Origin of the sequence: Mycobacterium sp. (assembly GCF_039583805.1) — a bacterium.
Classification (GTDB): Bacteria; Actinomycetota; Actinomycetes; order Mycobacteriales; family Mycobacteriaceae; genus Mycobacterium.
Window position 1 is genome coordinate 1 of record NZ_JAVKSH010000045.1, and the last position, 15,170, is coordinate 15,170.

Annotated in this window: 20 protein-coding genes and 1 pseudogene; 16 read left to right on the forward strand and 5 right to left on the reverse strand. The window is 69.3% G+C overall.

The features are described 5' to 3' along the window. Positions 1 to 265: 265 nt before the first annotated feature. The 11 genes from rplN to sppA all read left to right on the forward strand — a co-directional run bounded on the left by rplN (position 266) and on the right by sppA (position 6,409). The gene (rplN, locus tag ABDW21_RS08045; protein WP_067091049.1) at positions 266 to 634 is read left to right on the forward strand and encodes a 50S ribosomal protein L14; all 369 of its coding nucleotides are present in this window, start codon (positions 266 to 268) and stop codon (positions 632 to 634) included. Continuing rightward, the gene (rplX, locus tag ABDW21_RS08050) at positions 635 to 952 is read left to right on the forward strand and encodes a 50S ribosomal protein L24 (protein WP_343602102.1); all 318 of its coding nucleotides are present in this window, start codon (positions 635 to 637) and stop codon (positions 950 to 952) included. A 4-nt stretch (positions 953 to 956) separates the two neighbouring features. Beyond that, entirely contained in the window at positions 957 to 1,529 is a 573-nt protein-coding gene (gene rplE, locus ABDW21_RS08055; RefSeq protein WP_343710283.1) for a 50S ribosomal protein L5, read from the forward strand. Between the two features lie 4 nt (positions 1,530 to 1,533). Next, entirely contained in the window at positions 1,534 to 1,719 is a 186-nt protein-coding gene (locus ABDW21_RS08060) for a type Z 30S ribosomal protein S14 (protein WP_343602106.1), read from the forward strand. Positions 1,720 to 1,863: 144 nt separating this feature from the next. Further along, positions 1,864 to 2,262 carry a 30S ribosomal protein S8 gene (gene rpsH, locus ABDW21_RS08065; protein WP_343602108.1) on the forward strand — a complete coding sequence of 133 codons (399 nt, stop codon included), beginning with the start codon at positions 1,864 to 1,866 and terminating at the stop codon, positions 2,260 to 2,262. A gap of 23 nt (positions 2,263 to 2,285) precedes the next feature. Beyond that, a complete protein-coding gene (gene rplF, locus ABDW21_RS08070) occupies positions 2,286 to 2,825 on the forward strand; it encodes a 50S ribosomal protein L6 (RefSeq protein ID WP_343602110.1) in 540 nt (179 codons plus the stop codon). A 41-nt stretch (positions 2,826 to 2,866) separates the two neighbouring features. Beyond that, positions 2,867 to 3,235: a 50S ribosomal protein L18 gene (gene rplR / locus ABDW21_RS08075; protein WP_343602112.1), complete on the forward strand. Its 369-nt coding sequence runs from the start codon at positions 2,867 to 2,869 to the stop codon at positions 3,233 to 3,235. Positions 3,236 to 3,266: 31 nt separating this feature from the next. Then, a complete protein-coding gene (rpsE, locus tag ABDW21_RS08080) occupies positions 3,267 to 3,944 on the forward strand; it encodes a 30S ribosomal protein S5 (RefSeq protein WP_343602114.1) in 678 nt (225 codons plus the stop codon). A 2-nt stretch (positions 3,945 to 3,946) separates the two neighbouring features. Further along, positions 3,947 to 4,138 carry a 50S ribosomal protein L30 gene (gene rpmD / locus ABDW21_RS08085; RefSeq protein ID WP_343602116.1) on the forward strand — a complete coding sequence of 64 codons (192 nt, stop codon included), beginning with the start codon at positions 3,947 to 3,949 and terminating at the stop codon, positions 4,136 to 4,138. Continuing rightward, positions 4,135 to 4,575: a 50S ribosomal protein L15 gene (gene rplO / locus ABDW21_RS08090; RefSeq protein WP_343602117.1), complete on the forward strand. Its 441-nt coding sequence runs from the start codon at positions 4,135 to 4,137 to the stop codon at positions 4,573 to 4,575. Before rpmD ends, rplO begins: the two co-directional genes overlap by 4 nt. A gap of 37 nt (positions 4,576 to 4,612) precedes the next feature. Further along, positions 4,613 to 6,409 carry a signal peptide peptidase SppA gene (gene sppA, locus ABDW21_RS08095; protein WP_343602118.1) on the forward strand — a complete coding sequence of 599 codons (1,797 nt, stop codon included), beginning with the start codon at positions 4,613 to 4,615 and terminating at the stop codon, positions 6,407 to 6,409. On the opposite strand, the gene ABDW21_RS08100 is transcribed toward sppA, so the two are convergent. Then, the gene (locus tag ABDW21_RS08100) at positions 6,406 to 7,323 is read right to left on the reverse strand and encodes a class I SAM-dependent methyltransferase (protein WP_343602120.1); all 918 of its coding nucleotides are present in this window, start codon (positions 7,321 to 7,323) and stop codon (positions 6,406 to 6,408) included. The two genes, sppA and ABDW21_RS08100, sit on opposite strands and share 4 nt — an antisense overlap. Then, positions 7,320 to 8,276 (reverse strand): class I SAM-dependent methyltransferase, encoded by a 957-nt coding sequence (locus tag ABDW21_RS08105; protein WP_343710284.1) that lies wholly within the window; start codon positions 8,274 to 8,276, stop codon positions 7,320 to 7,322. The genes ABDW21_RS08100 and ABDW21_RS08105 overlap by 4 nt, the downstream gene beginning before the upstream one ends. A 130-nt stretch (positions 8,277 to 8,406) precedes the next feature. Here ABDW21_RS08105 and ABDW21_RS08110 point away from each other — a divergent pair, with 130 nt between their 5' ends. The 4 genes from ABDW21_RS08110 (at position 8,407) to ABDW21_RS08125 (ending at position 11,292) form a co-directional block, all read left to right on the forward strand. Continuing rightward, on the forward strand, positions 8,407 to 9,195 hold the full coding sequence (locus ABDW21_RS08110) for an SDR family NAD(P)-dependent oxidoreductase (RefSeq protein WP_343710285.1): 789 nt from the start codon (positions 8,407 to 8,409) through the stop codon (positions 9,193 to 9,195). Then, the gene (locus ABDW21_RS08115; RefSeq protein WP_343710286.1) at positions 9,192 to 10,424 is read left to right on the forward strand and encodes a zinc-binding dehydrogenase; all 1,233 of its coding nucleotides are present in this window, start codon (positions 9,192 to 9,194) and stop codon (positions 10,422 to 10,424) included. Before ABDW21_RS08110 ends, ABDW21_RS08115 begins: the two co-directional genes overlap by 4 nt. Positions 10,425 to 10,672: 248 nt before the next feature. Then, the gene (locus tag ABDW21_RS08120) at positions 10,673 to 10,912 is read left to right on the forward strand and encodes a hypothetical protein (RefSeq protein WP_343602128.1); all 240 of its coding nucleotides are present in this window, start codon (positions 10,673 to 10,675) and stop codon (positions 10,910 to 10,912) included. Further along, positions 10,897 to 11,292 (forward strand): type II toxin-antitoxin system VapC family toxin, encoded by a 396-nt coding sequence (locus ABDW21_RS08125; protein WP_343710287.1) that lies wholly within the window; start codon positions 10,897 to 10,899, stop codon positions 11,290 to 11,292. Before ABDW21_RS08120 ends, ABDW21_RS08125 begins: the two co-directional genes overlap by 16 nt. Here ABDW21_RS08125 and ABDW21_RS08130 read toward each other — a convergent pair whose 3' ends face one another. Together ABDW21_RS08130 and ABDW21_RS08135 are read right to left on the reverse strand one after the other, a co-directional pair. Beyond that, complete coding sequence (locus ABDW21_RS08130) at positions 11,293 to 11,949, reverse strand: L-fuculose-phosphate aldolase (protein ID WP_343602132.1); 657 nt, start codon at positions 11,947 to 11,949, stop codon at positions 11,293 to 11,295. After that, positions 11,946 to 12,914 carry an NAD(P)-dependent oxidoreductase gene (locus ABDW21_RS08135; protein WP_343710293.1) on the reverse strand — a complete coding sequence of 323 codons (969 nt, stop codon included), beginning with the start codon at positions 12,912 to 12,914 and terminating at the stop codon, positions 11,946 to 11,948. The genes ABDW21_RS08130 and ABDW21_RS08135 overlap by 4 nt, the downstream gene beginning before the upstream one ends. Positions 12,915 to 12,947: 33 nt before the next feature. On the opposite strand from ABDW21_RS08135, the gene ABDW21_RS08140 reads away from it, so the two are divergent. After that, a complete protein-coding gene (locus ABDW21_RS08140) occupies positions 12,948 to 14,279 on the forward strand; it encodes an FGGY-family carbohydrate kinase (protein WP_343710288.1) in 1,332 nt (443 codons plus the stop codon). A gap of 13 nt (positions 14,280 to 14,292) precedes the next feature. Here ABDW21_RS08140 and ABDW21_RS08145 read toward each other — a convergent pair. After that, positions 14,293 to 15,170, reverse strand: a pseudogene (locus ABDW21_RS08145) (class I SAM-dependent methyltransferase); the annotation flags it as partial.

Genomic DNA, 15,170 nt, shown 5'->3' on the forward strand with positions numbered 1-15,170 from the left:
GAAATCACACCAATCCGCGTCACCAGCCAATCCTGGCTGGTCAACACCCAAAAATATGGGAGACACGCCCTAGGCCGGAAATTTGGCGCTGGGCTGCTCGTCGCCTAGACTTTGACTGTTGCCGTGGGCAGACCTCGGCCGGCCCGCGCCGGCCCCGCGTGTCCGTCGGTGACGAAGACCACGCACGCCAGGGTCGCCGGTAGGCAGCGCTCACCGGGATGTCGACACGCGGGTGTGCACACGCGAAGCACGGGCAGGAGATCGGGTGATTCAGCAGGAATCGCGGCTGAAGGTGGCCGACAACACCGGCGCCAAGGAGATCTTGTGCATCCGCGTGCTCGGCGGCTCGTCGCGACGTTACGCTGGGATCGGTGACGTCATCGTGGCGACGGTCAAGGACGCCATTCCCGGCGGCAACGTCAAACGCGGTGACGTCGTCAAGGCGGTTGTGGTTCGCACCGTCAAGGAGCGTCGTCGCGCCGACGGCAGCTACATCAAGTTCGACGAGAACGCGGCCGTCATCATCAAGCCCGACAACGACCCGCGCGGCACCCGCATCTTCGGTCCGGTCGGCCGTGAGTTGCGGGAAAAGCGCTTCATGAAGATCGTCTCGCTGGCTCCGGAGGTGCTGTAGGTGAAGGTCCGCAAAGGCGACACAGTGCTGGTCATCTCGGGCAAAGACAAAGGCGCCAAAGGTAAGGTCCTGCAGGCCTATCCGGCCCGCAACAAGATCCTCGTCGAGGGCGTCAACCGGATCAAGAAGCACACCCCGATCTCCACGAATCAGCGCGGTTCCCGCTCTGGCGGCATCGTCACCCAGGAAGCCCCGATCCACGTCTCCAACGTGATGCTGGTTGACTCCGACGGTAAGCCCGCGCGCGTCGGCTATCGGTTCGACGAGGAGACCGGCAAAAAAGCTCGCATCTCCAAGCGCAACGGCGAGGAGGTCTGAGGCGATGACAACCACCGAGAGCCCTGCCAAGATCCAGCCACGGCTGAAAGAGCGCTACCGACAGGAGATTCGGGATGCGCTGAACCAGGAGTTCAAGTACCGCAACATCATGCAGATCCCCACCGTGCAGAAGGTCGTCGTCAACATGGGTGTCGGCGAGGCCGCCCGCGACGGCAAGCTGATCAACGGTGCGGTCAACGATCTGGCCTTGATCACCGGCCAAAAGCCTGAGATCCGCAAGGCACGGAAGTCCATCGCGCAGTTCAAGCTGCGTGAGGGTATGCCGATCGGCGCGCGGGTGACGCTGCGTGGTGACGGGATGTGGGAATTCCTGGACCGGCTCATCACGATCGCGCTGCCGCGTATCCGCGACTTCCGTGGGTTGTCGCCCAAGCAGTTCGACGGGTCGGGCAACTACACCTTCGGGCTGAACGAGCAGTCGGTGTTCCACGAGATCGACGTGGACGAGATCGACCGCACCCGCGGCATGGACATCACCGTCGTCACGTCGGCGACGAGCGACGACGAAGGACGGGCGCTGTTGCGGGCACTCGGCTTTCCGTTCAAGGAGAACTGAGCAGATGGCGAAGAAGGCACTGGTCAACAAGGCGAAGCGCAAACCGAAGTTCGCGGTGCGCGCCTACACCCGCTGCAACAGGTGCGGCCGCCCACGTGCGGTGTTCCGCAAGTTCGGGCTGTGCCGAATCTGCCTGCGCGAGATGGCGCACGCCGGCGAGCTGCCCGGCGTGCAGAAGAGCAGTTGGTGAGGCGCGGTAGGCCCCTCAGGGGAATGTCCTGGGCGGGAACCACTGCGAGGAAGGTGACACAGCTGTCATGACAAGCGATGTCGACGACGTTGAGCGCGGCGACGCGGGGGGACGTCCCGCGTGCGGGGGAGAGGAGCAGCGCTCATGACGATGACGGACCCGATCGCAGACTTCTTGACCCGTGTGCGTAACGCCAACTCGGCGTACCACGACGAGGTGACGCTGCCGCATTCGAAGATCAAGGCCAACATCGCCGAGATCCTCAAGCGGGAGGGCTACATCAGCGGCTACCGCGTCGAGGAGGCCCGGGTCGGCAAGGCGCTGGTCGTGCAGCTCAAATACGGGCCCAACCGCGAGCGCAGCCTCGCCGGCCTGCGCCGGATATCCAAGCCGGGCTTGCGGGTCTACGCGAAATCCAGCAACCTGCCGCGCGTCCTCGGCGGCCTGGGCGTGGCGATCATCTCGACGTCTTCGGGTCTGCTCACCGACCGTCAGGCTGCCCGGCAGGGCGTGGGCGGCGAAGTCCTGGCCTACGTGTGGTAACCGAAGAGGAAGCCTGAACAAAGATGTCGCGTATTGGTAAACAGCCGATCCCCGTTCCCGCCGGCGTCGACGTGACCATCGCCGGGCAGGACGTGTCGGTGAAAGGCCCCAGGGGAAGTCTGGCGCTCACGGTCGCCGAGCCGATCAGCGTGTCGCTGGGCGACGACGGCGCGATCGTGGTGACGCGCCCCGACGACGAGCGACGCAGCCGGTCGTTGCACGGACTGTCACGCACGCTGGTGTCCAACCTGGTCACCGGCGTGACGCAGGGCTACACCACCAAGATGGAGATCTTCGGCGTCGGCTACCGCGTGCAGCTCAAAGGGTCCAACCTGGAGTTCGCGCTGGGCTACAGCCATCCTGTGGTGGTCGAAGCGCCGGAGGGCATCACGTTCGCGGTGGAGACGCCGACGAAGTTCTCGATCTCGGGGATCGACAAGCAGCAGGTCGGCCAGATCTCGGCGAACATCCGTCGCCTGCGCCGTCCCGACCCCTACAAGGGCAAGGGCGTGCGCTACGAAGGCGAGCAGATCCGCCGCAAGGTCGGAAAGACAGGTAAGTAGTCATGGCGCAATCACAAGCTGACGCGGCTCCGCGAAAGCCATTGGAGCACAGTGTATCCGCTGCTCGCCGGTCAGCCCGGCTACGCAGGCACGCCCGACTGCGCAAGAAGGTGTCCGGCACCGCGGAGCGGCCACGGTTGGTGGTGCACCGCTCGGCGCGGCACATCCACGTGCAGCTGATCAACGACCTGACCGGCACCACACTGGCCGCCGCGTCATCGATCGAGACCGATGTGCGGGGCACCGAAGGCGACAAGAAGGCGCGCAGTGTGCGGGTCGGCCAACTGATCGCCGAGCGGGCCAAGGCCGCCGGGATCGACACCGTCGTGTTCGACCGGGGCGGCTACACCTACGGCGGGCGGATTGCCGCACTGGCCGATGCCGCCCGGGAGAGCGGGTTGGAATTCTGATGACGAGCCGCGACAACGGAAGGACCGCATGATGGCGGAGCAACCGGCGAGGACGACCGCGCAGGGCGCCGCTGACGCGCGCGGTGCGGGCGAGGGCCGCGACACCCGTGACAGCCGCGGCCGTCGTGACGGCGGCCGCGGCCGCGACCGCGACGGGGACAAAAGCACCCACCTGGAACGGGTGGTGACGATCAACCGCGTGTCCAAAGTCGTCAAGGGTGGTCGCCGCTTCAGTTTCACCGCGTTGGTCATCGTGGGTGACGGCAGCGGGATGGTCGGAGTCGGATACGGCAAGGCCAAGGAGGTCCCGGCCGCGATCGCCAAAGGCGTTGAGGAGGCGCGCAAGAACTTCTTCCGGGTGCCGCTGATCGGCGGCACGATCACCCACCCGGTGCAGGGCGAGGCCGCGGCCGGCGTGGTGCTGTTGCGCCCGGCCAGTCCCGGTACCGGAGTGATCGCCGGCGGCGCAGCCCGCGCGGTGCTGGAATGCGCTGGCGTGCGCGACATTCTGGCCAAGTCGCTGGGCAGCGACAACGCGATCAACGTGGTGCATGCCACGGTGGCCGCGCTCAAGCTGCTGCAGCGGCCCGAGGAGGTGGCCGCCCGCCGCGGCCTGCCGATTGAGGATGTCGCGCCGGCGGGCATGCTGCGCGCCCGTCGGGAAAGCGAGACGCTGGCTGCTGCGGCCACGCGCGAAGGAACCGGATAACCATGGGACAGTTGAAGATCACCCAGGTGCGCAGCACGATCGGCGCCCGGTGGAAGCAGCGGGAGAGCTTGCGCACGCTCGGATTGCGGCGGATCCGGCAGTCGGTGATGCGCGAGGACGACGCGCAGACCCTCGGGCTGATCGCCGTCGTGCGCCACCTCGTCGAAGTACAACCCGCGGAGGCTGACAAGTGACCATCAAACTCCACGACCTGCGGCCCGCGCCGGGGTCGAAGACTCAACGCACCCGGGTCGGCCGCGGCGAAGGCTCCAAAGGCAAGACCGCCGGCCGCGGCACCAAGGGCACCAAGGCCCGCAAGAAGGTCCCGGCGACCTTCGAGGGCGGGCAGATGCCGATCCACATGCGGTTGCCCAAGCTGAAGGGCTTCCGCAACCGGTTCCGCACCGAATACGAGATCGTCAACGTCGGCGACATCAATCGACTGTTCCCGCAAGGCGGTTCGATCGGAGTCGACGACCTGGTGGCCAAGGGTGCGGTTCGCAAGAATTCGTTGGTCAAGGTGCTCGCAGACGGCAAGCTGACCGTGAAGGTGGACGTCAGCGCGCACAAGTTCAGCGCCAGCGCGCGGGAGAAGATCACCGCCGCCGGGGGTTCGGCCACCGAGCTGTAAGACGTTTCGCCGCATGGGCCGCGGGTAGTCTCGACTCATGTTCGCTTTCCTGCCGGGTATTCCCGGCGCCGATCAGGTGCGCGCGTTGGCCCGCCGCGCCGACACCGCCCGTCACCACGGCGTGCCGGGTGGCTGCGTGCTCGAACTCGATCTGCACTCCCTTCCGCCGGAGACAAGCGGGTTCGATCCGCTGGCAATCATCAGCGGCGGGGGCCGGCCGCTGACTCTGCGGGAAACAGTGGCCGCCATCGCCCGGGCCGCCGACGACAAACGGGTCGCCGGGCTGATCGCCCGGGTGCAGCTTTCGGCGGCGGCCGCGGGCCCGGTTCAGGAGCTGCGGGATGCTGTCGCCGCCTTCACCGCGGCGAAGCCGTCACTGGCGTGGGCGGAGACCTACCCGGGCACGATGTCGTACTACCTGGCGTCGGCGTTCGGCGAGCTGTGGATGCAGCCGTCGGGAACCGTCGGGCTGATCGGCTTCGCCACCAACGCGCTGTTCCTGCATGACGCTCTTGACAAGGCGGGTATCGAGGCACAGTTCGTCGCGCGCGGCGAGTACAAGTCGGCGGCAAATCTGTTCACCCAGGACCGGTACACCGACGCGCATCGCGAGGCGGATCACCGGCTGCTGCAGAGCCTGCACGCGCAGGTGTGGCAGGCGGTGGCCGAATCGCGTGGCATCGACGTCGAAACCGTCGACGCGCTGGCCGACCGGGCGCCATTGCTGCGCGACGACGCGCTCGCGTCGGGGCTGATCGATCGGATCGGCTTCCGCGACGAGGCCTATGCGCGTATAGCGGAACTGACTGGTGCCGAAGGGGTTTCGCCGGACTCAGGTGATGCGGACACCGACGGTGCGCCGCCGCGGCTGTATTTGACGCGTTATGCCCGTGCCTGCGCGCCGCGGGCGGCGCCGCCATCGCCGCCGCTTCCCGGCCGCAAGCCCAAACCGTCCATCGCCGTGGTCACGGTGGCCGGGCCTATCGTCAGCGGCCGCGGCGCGCCCCGGGGCCTTCCGTTCGGCTCGCCCAGCGCGGGCGGGGACACCATCGCTGCGGCGCTGCGGGAGGCCGCCGCCGACGACTCGGTGTCGGCGATCGTGCTGCGGGTCGACAGCCCGGGCGGGCTGGTGACCGCATCGGAAACCATCTGGCGCGCGGTGACCGCTGCGCGCCGGCACGGCAAGCCGGTGGTGGCGTCGATGGGCGCCGTCGCCGCCTCCGGGGGTTACTACATCACCACGGCGGCCGACGTCATCGTCGCCAACCCGGGCACGATCACCGGGTCGATCGGCGTGGTGACCGGCAAGCTGGTGGCCCGGGATCTGAAAGACCGGCTCGGGGTTGGATCGGATGCGGTGCGTACCAACGCCAATGCCGATGCGTGGTCGATCAATGCGCGGTTCACCCCGGACCAGCAGGCCCAGGTCGAAGCCGAGGCGGACCTGTTCTACCGCGATTTCGTGGCGCGGGTCGCCGACGGCCGCGCCATGAGCCTGCAGGCCGTCGACGAGGTGGCCCGGGGCCGGGTGTGGACCGGTGCGGACGCGCTCGAGCGCGGCCTGGTCGACTCGCTCGGCGGGCTGGGTGCGGCGCTGCGACGGGCGAAGGTGCTGGCCGGCCTCGACGAGGACGCCGACGTTCGCCTGGTCGGTTATCCGGGTATGTCGTTGCGGGAGTTTCTTCGGCCCCGTCCGTCGTCGCAGCCTGCTGCGACGACGGTGGCGGATGCGTTGGGTGCGTTGATGGTTCGGTCGGTGGCCGGGCTCATCGAACAGGCTGAGCGAACGTTGACCGGTGCCAGCGCGCTGTGGTTGGGGGAGCCCCGCCTTTAGCCGAGGGTGGCGCTGACATAGCTCATCTCGCCGAATGCGGCCATCATCTCGTCATCGGGGAATTCAAAACCGTTGTGCGCGTAAAGCTCACGGGCCGCGCTGGCGGTGACTTGCCAGCCGTGCGTGCTCAGGTACTCGGCGACCGTGCTGCGTTCGCCGGGATAGAACAGGTCGGCCATGTTGAGCTCGAAGCCCAACCGGCTCCATCGCTGGCTGAGTTGGCGGGCACGTTCCGCGGTGAAGGCGCTGGGGTCGGGAAGATGTTCGGTGGCGATCCGGCTGCCCGGCGCGCTGAGCGCGGTGACGTTGTCGAACAACCGGTCCTGGGCTTCCGGGGGCAGGTACGGCAACAACCCCTCGGCACTCCACGCGGCCGGGCGGGCCGGGTCGAAACCGGCGGCACGCAACGCGTTCGGCCAGTCGTCGCGCAGGTCGACGGCGACCGGGCGACGGTCCGCCGCCGGGTCGGCGCCGAGGTCGGCCAGGGTCCGCGTTTTGAAGTCGATGACCTGCGGCTGGTCGATCTCGTAGACCACCGTGTCCGCCGGCCACGGCAACCGGTAGGCCCTGGTGTCCAGCCCGGACGCCAAGATCACCGCCTGACGGATGCCGGCGTCGGTCGCCGCGCGGAAGAAGTCGTCGAAGAACCTTGTGCGGACGGCGATCTGCTCGTTCATCGCCTGCGGGCGCAGCAGCGGGTCGTCGTCGACGGTGACCTCGCCGTCGAGCATCCGGATGAACGGCGGCACGCCGACGGCACGCACCAGGGGATCGGCCAGCGGATCGTGCAGCAGCGCATCGGGTCCCTGCGACGCCAGTGCCCGCGAAACCGCGACCATGGTCGCGGTCGCTCCCACGCTCGACGCCGGACCCCAGGTGTCTCCGTCGGATCGCCCGGATTCGATGTTCGTCATCGAGTACTCCTCTCATCGGTCAATTCGTCTGTCAATGTGCCGCTGACGTACAGCCGGTCAGCGAAGGGGAAGTCGTCGTCGACCGGCGCAAGGCCGTTGGCCGCGAACAGCTCTCGGATGCTGCTACCGCTCATCTGCCAACCGCGTTCGGACAGGTACGGCGCTGCCTCGTTGCGGTCGCCGAAGTAGATGAGCGCGGTCATGTCGAGATCGAGGCCGTGGTCGCGCCAACGCGTGGAGATGGCTTTCATGCGTTCCTTGATCCGCTGCTCGGTGGCGGGATCCCGGTCGGGCGCGCTTTCGGTGGCGAACCGGCTGCCGGGCGCGCTGAGCTCGGTGACGGTGTCGAGCAGGCGGTCCTGCGCCTCCGGCGGCAGGTAGCCCAACAGCCCCTCGGCGCTCCACGCCGTCGGCTGACCCGGGTCGAAACCTGCTGCGCGCAACGCGGCCGGCCAGTCGTCGCGCAGATCGACGGCGACCGGTCGGCGGTTGGCGGTGGGGGTGGCGCCGAGGTCGGCCAATGCACGCGACTTGAAGTCGATGACGCTTGGCTGGTCGATCTCGTACACCGTGGTGCCGTCCGGCCACGGCAGCCGGTAGGCGCGCGAGTCCAGCCCGGACGCCAGGATCACGGCTTGGGCGACGCCGGCCTCGGCGGCCTGGATGAAGAAGTCGTCGAAGAACTTGGTGCGCACCGCCATGGTGTCGGTCATCCGGCTCATGCCGGCCCGGCCCGGCCCGGTGTCGTCGTCGAGGTCGGCGGCGGTCAGCTCGCCGGTGGCCAGCCGGGTGAACAGGTCGATACCCACGGCCCGGACCAGCGGCTCGGCGAACGGGTCGTCGAACAGCGGGCGGTCGGCCCGGGTTGCTACCGCGCGGGCGGCGGCGACCATGGTGGCGGTCGCGCCGACGCTGGAGGCGAGGTCCCAGCTGTCGTCGTCTGTGCGTGCCATGATGTCCCCCTTTTCCCGAAATCTCGACCACTGTTACTTAGATAGTATAACAACTATCCCGGTGCACGCTGCCGGGGCCGTGTTTCGCCAAAGCCGGGTCAGACGCCGACACTCGCGGCACTCTTGAGCGGTGACGTACTGCACGGCAGGCCGGCGGGTGTTGATCACCGGGGCGTCGTCCGGCGTGGGCGCGGCGCTGGCCCGCCGGCTCGCCGAGGCCGGCGCGGTGGTGGGGCTGACCGCGCGCAGACGGGACCGGCTCGCCGAGGTGCTGGCCGACTGCCGCAGGGCTTCGCCGGCGTCGACGATGTGGGTGGCCGACCTGGCCGACAGCGCGGCGATCGCGGCGCTGGCCGCCCGGGCGTGGGACGAGCTCGGCGGCATCGACGTCCTGGTGAACAACGCGGCGACGCCCAAGCGCCGGGTAGTCAGCGCGCTGGATCCGGCCGAGGTGGAGACGGTGATGCGGGTCAACTTCTTCGCACCGATGCGCTTGACGCTGGCAGTGCTGCCGAGGATGCTGCAGCGCGGCTCGGGCATAATCGTCAACGTGTCGAGTGTCGGCGGTCGGCTCGGGATCGTCCATGAAACCGCCTACTGCGCAAGCAAATTCGCGTTGTGCGGCTGGAGCGAATCGCTGGCGGTCGACCTGCACGGCACCGGAGTCGCCGTGAAGCTGATCCAGCCAGGGCCGGTGGACACCGAGATCTGGGACCAGCCCGGCAGCGAGACACCGCTCTACAGCGGACCGAAAGTGCCGGCCGCCCAGGTGGCCGACGGGATCGTCGCCGCCCTGGGCAGCGACCGTTTCGAGCACTACCTGCCCGAGCTGATGGCCCTGAAGAACATAGTCGACGCCAAGAACGCCGATATCGACGCGTTCATCGCCGGCGCGGCAGCGATGGCCGGCGGCCGATGAAGGCCCTGGTCTACGGAGTGCCGCCGGAGCCGTTCGAGGTTCCCGCCGGCGCCAACGACTTGACCCGCAACCTGGCCCGAACCCCCACGGCGCTGCGTGACGTCCCGGACCCCACGCTGCCGCGTGCTGACTGGGTGATCACCCGGCCGCGGCTGACCGGCATCTGCGGGTCGGATTCCAAGCAGATCCTGCTCGACTTCGGCGAAGGTGACGTCGACAACGCGATGGCAGCCTTCTGCTCGTTTCCGCAAGTGATGGGTCACGAGGTGGTCGCCGACGTGGTGGCCATGGGGTCCGCGGCGCGCGGGCTGGAGGTCGGGCAGCGGGTGGTGCTCAACCCGTGGCTGTCATGCGCTCCGCGCGGCATCCAACCGCGTTGTCCCGCCTGCGAAAACGGTGACTACAGCCTGTGTTGGAGCTTCGCCGACGGCCAGCTCAGCCCGGGCATCCACAGCGGGGTGTCCTCCGACGCCACCGGCGGCTACGCCGAGCTGATGCCCGCCCACGACAGCATGCTGTTCGCGGTCCCGGACTCGGTGCCCGACGAGCTGGCCGTGTTCGCCGACCCGTTTTCGGTGTCGCTGCACGCGGTTACCCGGCACCCCCCGCCCCGGTCGGGCCGGGTCCTGGTCTACGGCGCCGGTTCGCTAGGCCTGTGCGCAGTCGCGATCCTGCGGGCACTTTATCCGGACGTGGCGATCGCGGTGGTGGCGCGGTTCGCGGCCCAGGCCGAGCTGGCCCGCCGGTTCGGCGCCGCCGTCGTGCTGGCGCACGAGCCGCGGCTGGCCATCATCGAAGAGCTGGTGGCCTGGGGTGGCGGCCGGTTGCGCCAGCCGCTGCAAGGCCTGCCGATGGCCCATCCCGGCGCGCTCGACGTGGTCTACGACACCGTCGGCAAGCCCGAGACCTTCGAAGTCGGGGTGCGGGTATTGCGCGCCAGGGGGACGCTGGTGAAGGCCGGTGTCCATGCACCGGGCCGCTGGGAGTGGAGCCCGTTGTATGCCAAGGAGATCAACTGGGTCGGCTCCAACGCCTTCGGTGTCGAGGAGGTCGACGGGGTGCGCAAACACGCGATCGCCCACTACCTCGACTTGGCAGTCGACGGCCGGATCGACCTGCGGCCCATGCTGACTCACACGTTCGGCCTGCAGCAGTGGCGGGAAGCCTTCTCAGCCCTGGCCGACCAGGGCCGGACCGGTGCGGTCAAGGTGGCCTTCGACCAGCGGTGAAGCGGCCGGCGCGCGCGGACGAGGCGGCCGTAGAGTCCGCACCTGCCGCCGTCGCCGACAACCGACCTGCGCGCACCGGCTGCGCGGTGTGCTCGTGCAGTCGCTGACAGCGGATCAGCTACAGCCGGATTATCCAGCAGCGCACCATGACAAAGCGCCCGGGAACATCATCGAGCATCGTCGTCACGAGAGCCGCTGTGCATGGCGACCGGCGACATGCCTGGTTGTACATGCGTTAACATGCATGCATGCGGACCACGGTGGAAATCACCGACGAGCAGCACCGCGCGCTGAGCGCGATTGCCCAGCGCCGCGGGGTACGGGGCTTCTCCACGCTCGTCCAGGAAGCGCTGGATGGATATCTCGCGAGCATGGACACCGACGAAGTGGACACCCTGTTGGGGCTTGAGGGCGTGCTCAGCGATGCCGACGCGCACGAGGTGCGTTCGCGCGTCACCGCCGCGAAAGCCACGTGGCGAACCCCGTAGTCATCGACACCGACCTGGTGATCGATTTTCTCCGCGGCATGGGCTCCGGAGCACCGCTGGTCCGCGAATTGATCGTCAGCCACCGCCTGCGTGTCACCGCGGTAACCGCGTTCGAGTTGCGCGTCGGCACAGACTTCCTGGCGCGCCGCGAGGACATTCTCCGCCTGATGCGCTCGCGAACCTTCCCGCTCGACTCCCGGAGTGCGCTTCGCGCGGGCGACGTCGCTGCGACACTGCGCGGAGCCGGTCAGGAGATCGGTCTGGCTGACTGTCTGCAGGCGGGCATCTGCCTGAATTTCGACCTACCCCGCGCGACACGAAACCGCAAGCACTTCAACCGGGTACGGGGCTTGCGGTTGCTCGAGTCCGCTGCAGAGTAGTTACATCGGGTTCGCCCGCAGATAGGTGTAAATGCCGGCGAAGCCGGCGTTGACCTCGTCGGGAACAGGTACCGCACCGCCGAGAACCTTTGCACCCCAGATGATCTGGGCGGTGCGCTCGACCAGCGCGGTGACGTGCAGCACCTTGTCCGGTCGCGGCCCGACCGCAACCAGGCCGTGGTTGGCGACCAGTGCGGCCGCCCGGCCTTGCAGGGCCGCAACCGCATTGGCACCCACCTCCGGCGTGCCCGACGCCGCGTAGTCGGCGCAGCGCACGTCGCCTCCGCAATACACCGCGAACTCGTCGACACACGCCGGAATCGGTTGGTGGGCAACGGCGAACATGGTGGCCCACACCGGGTGGCTGTGGATGACGGCGCCGATGTCGTCGAATGCCCGGTAGCACGCCAGGTGCAACTTCATCTCCGTCGACGGCGAGCGGCCCTCGCCGGCCCGGAGCACCGCGCCGTCGGGGTCGACCAGCACCAGGTCGTCGAGCGTCATCACGGCATAGTCCACCGACGACGGGGTGACGACGAGGTTGCCGTCCTGGCAGCGGGCCGAGATGTTGCCCGCCGTTCCCTCGACCAGGCCGCGGCGCAGCATGTCCTTGGCCGCCGCCAGCACCGCGGCCTCCGGGTCGTCGACGAATCTCATCTGGACAACACCTCCGGGTTGACGATGTGGGCCGGCCTGCGGCCGGCGAGCAGCGCGTCCAGGTCGTCGGCGACCATCTGCGCCTGCCGCGCCTCAGTGTTCCAGGTGGCGCCGCCGATATGTGGCGTGAGCACCACGTTGGGCATCGCCACCAGCGGGTGATCGGCCGGCAGCCACTCCCCGACGAAATGGTCCAGCCCGGCGGCGGCGACCTTGCCGCCGCGCAGCGCGTCGACCAGCGCGTCGGTGTCATGCAGCTGCGCCCGCGCGGTGTTGAGGAACACCACGCCGTCGCGCATCCCGGCGAACTGCTCCGCGCCGATCATGCCGGCGGTGGCGTCGGTGACCGGGGCGTGCAGCGAAACGACGTCGGCCTCGGCGAGCAGCTCGTCGAGGCCGTGTGCGGCGTCGTCGTTGTACGGGTCGCAGGCGATCACCCGCAGGCCCAGCCCGGCCAGCCGCCACCGCACGGCCCGGCCCACAGCGCCGAGACCGATCAACCCGGCCGTCAACCCGGCCAACTCGGCGGCCCGGAACCGCTGATAGGGAATGGTTCCGTCGCGGAACACCTGCCCGGCCCGCACGTCGGCGTCGGCGCCCAGCACATGCCGGGTGGCGGCGAACAGCAGCGCCAGCGTCATCTCGGCGACCGCGTCGGCGTTGCGGCCCGGGGTGTGCAGCACCGGGATGCCGGCGGCGGTGGCGCCGGCGACGTCGACGTTGGTGGGGTCCCCGCGGGTGGCGGCGATCGCCCGCAACCCGAGCCCGAACACCGGGCCGGCGACCGCGTCGCTTTCCACCACAACGACATCGGCACCTTCGGCGGAAGTCCGCTCCGCCAGCTGCTCGGGGGTGTAGATCCGCAGCGGGCGCTGGTCGATCCACGGGTCGTAGACCACGTCGAAAAGCCGGTGCAACCGGTCGAACCCCTCGCCCCGCAGCGGGGCCGTCACCAAAGCACGCATCACGACTGCCAATGCTGGCGTAGGTTGACGCCCGTGTCACGCAGCGAGCTGACAATCGGCATCGACGTCGGCAGCACCGCGGTCAAAGCGGTGGCCGCCGACGCCGACGGGCAGGTGGTGACACGCACCCGGAATCCGCACCGATTGCGGGTGCCGGCCCCGGACCGGCTGGAGCACGACGCCGACCAGGCCTGGCGGCGGGGACCGCTGGCGGCGCTGGCCCAGCTGAACCGCCCCGACGCCGCCGCGGTGGCGGTGTCGGCGATGGTGCCGTCGCTGACTGCCGTCGACACCGCCGGCCGGCCCGTCACGCCCGGGCTGCTCTACGGGGACGCCCGGGGGCGGGTTCCGGCCGCACCCGACCAACCGCTGCCGCCGACCGGCGAGACCGCGGAATTCCTGCGCTGGACGGCCGCCCGGGCACCCGGCGCGGCCGGATACTGGCCGGCGGCAGCTGTGGCTAATCACGCGCTGGCCGGCGACGCGGTGATCGACTCTGCGACCGCCTACACCAGCGTTCCGCTATTCGACGGCACCGGCTGGAGCGCCGACGTGTGCGGCGACCGCGGTGCGACGGTCGACCAGATGCCGCGGGTGCAGGATCCGGGGACGGTGGCCGGCCGGGTGCGCGGCGGTGACACCGTGCTGGCGGTCGGCGGGATCGACGCGCTGTGCGAACAGCTGGTGGCCGGCGCCGGTCACGACGGCGACGTGCTGGTGCTGTGCGGCACCACGCTGATCGTGTGGACGACGATCCCCGAGTTCCGGCAGCTGCCCGGTCTGTGGACCATCCCGCACACGGTGGCCGGGAAGTTCCAGACCGGCGGCGCCAGCAACGCCGGCGGGTTGTTCCTGGGCTGGGTGGACCGGCTGCTGGCGCCGGGCGACCCCGCGGCGGCGGATCCGCGGCGGGTGCCGGTGTGGTCGCCCTCCGTGCGCGGCGAGCGTACCCCCTGCCACGACCCTGACCGCCGCGCACTGGTCGCCGGGCTGGACCTCACCCACGACGCCGCCACGCTGCGCCGGGCCGCCTACGAAGCGTCCGGCTTCGTCGTCCGCCGGCTCGTCGAACTGAGCGCAGCGCCGGTCGAGCGCATCGTGGCCGCCGGCGGCGGAACCCGGGACGGATCGTGGATGCAGGCCGTCGCCGACGCCACCGGCCGCCCGGTGCAGGTGTCGGCGGTCGCCGAAGGGGCGGCGCTGGGCGCGGCGTTCCTGGCCCGGCTGGCCGTCGGCCTGGAGTCGTCGGTGGCCGACGCCGCCCGGTGGGCCAGGGTCGAGCGCGTCGTCGAACCCGATCCGGCGTGGGCCGGTGCCGCCGACGAGCGTTACCACCGGTTTCTGGAGCTGGCTGACCGAAACTAGTCGGTGGTGGCTCCTATCGAAGGGTTGCGGTCACCGCGACCACGTTGCGGGCCGGCGCCGTTTCGTCGTCATCGGGAAACGTCAGGCCGTAATCGGCGAACATCTCCCGCCGGGAGCGGGTGGTCACGTCCCAGCCGCGGTCGGTCAGATAGTCGACGACGTTGCTACGCACGCCCTCGTAGAACAATCCGGACAAGTCGATGTCGCAGCCGAGATTGGCCCACCGCTGGATTCATCGCCCGGCCGCGTTCGGCCCACGTCGGGCCGGATTCGGGGTGGTATTCGGTGGCCAGCCTGCTGCCCGGAGCGCTGAGCGCGGTGATGTTGTCGAACAGCCGGTCCTGCGCTTCCGGCGGCAGGTACATCAGCAGACCTTCTGCGCTCCAGGACGCCGGCTTCGTGTCGTCGAACCCGTTGCGCCGCAGGGCTGCCGGCCAGTCGTCGCGCAGGTCGATGGCCACCGTCCGGCGGTGTGCCGTCGGCGCGGCACCCAACGCCGACAGCGCGGCGGACTTGAATTCGATGACCTTGGGCTGGTCGACTTCGTATACCACCGTGTCCGGCGGCCAGGGCAGCCGATACGGTCGCGAGTCCAGGCCCGCGGCCAGGATCACCGCCTGCTGCAGTCCGGCCCGGCCGGCGTCAACGAAGAAGTCGTCGAAAAACCGGGTCCGCACCGCCATCGAATCGGTTTCCAGCTGCAGGTCTTGTTCGGCCTTCTCGTATGTCTCGGCCCCGGGGATGCCGCCGTCGAGCAGCCGGGTGAAGAAGTCGATGCCGACCGCACGCACCAGCGGATCGGCGAAGGGATCGTCGATCAGCGGCTCGGAGTCCCGGCTGGCCAGCGCCCGGGCGGCGGCGACCATCGTCGCGGTCGCCCCCACGCTCGAT

Bases quoted from the DNA above. Each gene is read 5' to 3' on its own strand.
- rplE (WP_343710283.1), top strand. From the start codon at position 957: ATGACAACCACCGAGAGCCCTGCCAAGATCCAGCCACGGCTGAAAGAG.
- ABDW21_RS08060 (WP_343602106.1), top strand. From the start codon at position 1,534: ATGGCGAAGAAGGCACTGGTCAACAAGGCGAAGCGCAAACCGAAGTTC.
- rpsH (WP_343602108.1), top strand. From the start codon at position 1,864: ATGACGATGACGGACCCGATCGCAGACTTCTTGACCCGTGTGCGTAAC.
- rplF (WP_343602110.1), top strand. From the start codon at position 2,286: ATGTCGCGTATTGGTAAACAGCCGATCCCCGTTCCCGCCGGCGTCGAC.
- rpsE (WP_343602114.1), top strand. From the start codon at position 3,267: ATGGCGGAGCAACCGGCGAGGACGACCGCGCAGGGCGCCGCTGACGCG.
- rpmD (WP_343602116.1), top strand. From the start codon at position 3,947: ATGGGACAGTTGAAGATCACCCAGGTGCGCAGCACGATCGGCGCCCGG.
- sppA (WP_343602118.1), top strand. From the start codon at position 4,613: ATGTTCGCTTTCCTGCCGGGTATTCCCGGCGCCGATCAGGTGCGCGCG.
- ABDW21_RS08100 (WP_343602120.1), bottom strand. From the start codon at position 7,323: ATGACGAACATCGAATCCGGGCGATCCGACGGAGACACCTGGGGTCCG.
- ABDW21_RS08105 (WP_343710284.1), bottom strand. From the start codon at position 8,276: ATGGCACGCACAGACGACGACAGCTGGGACCTCGCCTCCAGCGTCGGC.
- ABDW21_RS08115 (WP_343710286.1), top strand. From the start codon at position 9,192: ATGAAGGCCCTGGTCTACGGAGTGCCGCCGGAGCCGTTCGAGGTTCCC.
- ABDW21_RS08120 (WP_343602128.1), top strand. From the start codon at position 10,673: ATGCGGACCACGGTGGAAATCACCGACGAGCAGCACCGCGCGCTGAGC.
- ABDW21_RS08130 (WP_343602132.1), bottom strand. From the start codon at position 11,949: ATGAGATTCGTCGACGACCCGGAGGCCGCGGTGCTGGCGGCGGCCAAG.
- ABDW21_RS08135 (WP_343710293.1), bottom strand. From the start codon at position 12,914: ATGCGTGCTTTGGTGACGGCCCCGCTGCGGGGCGAGGGGTTCGACCGG.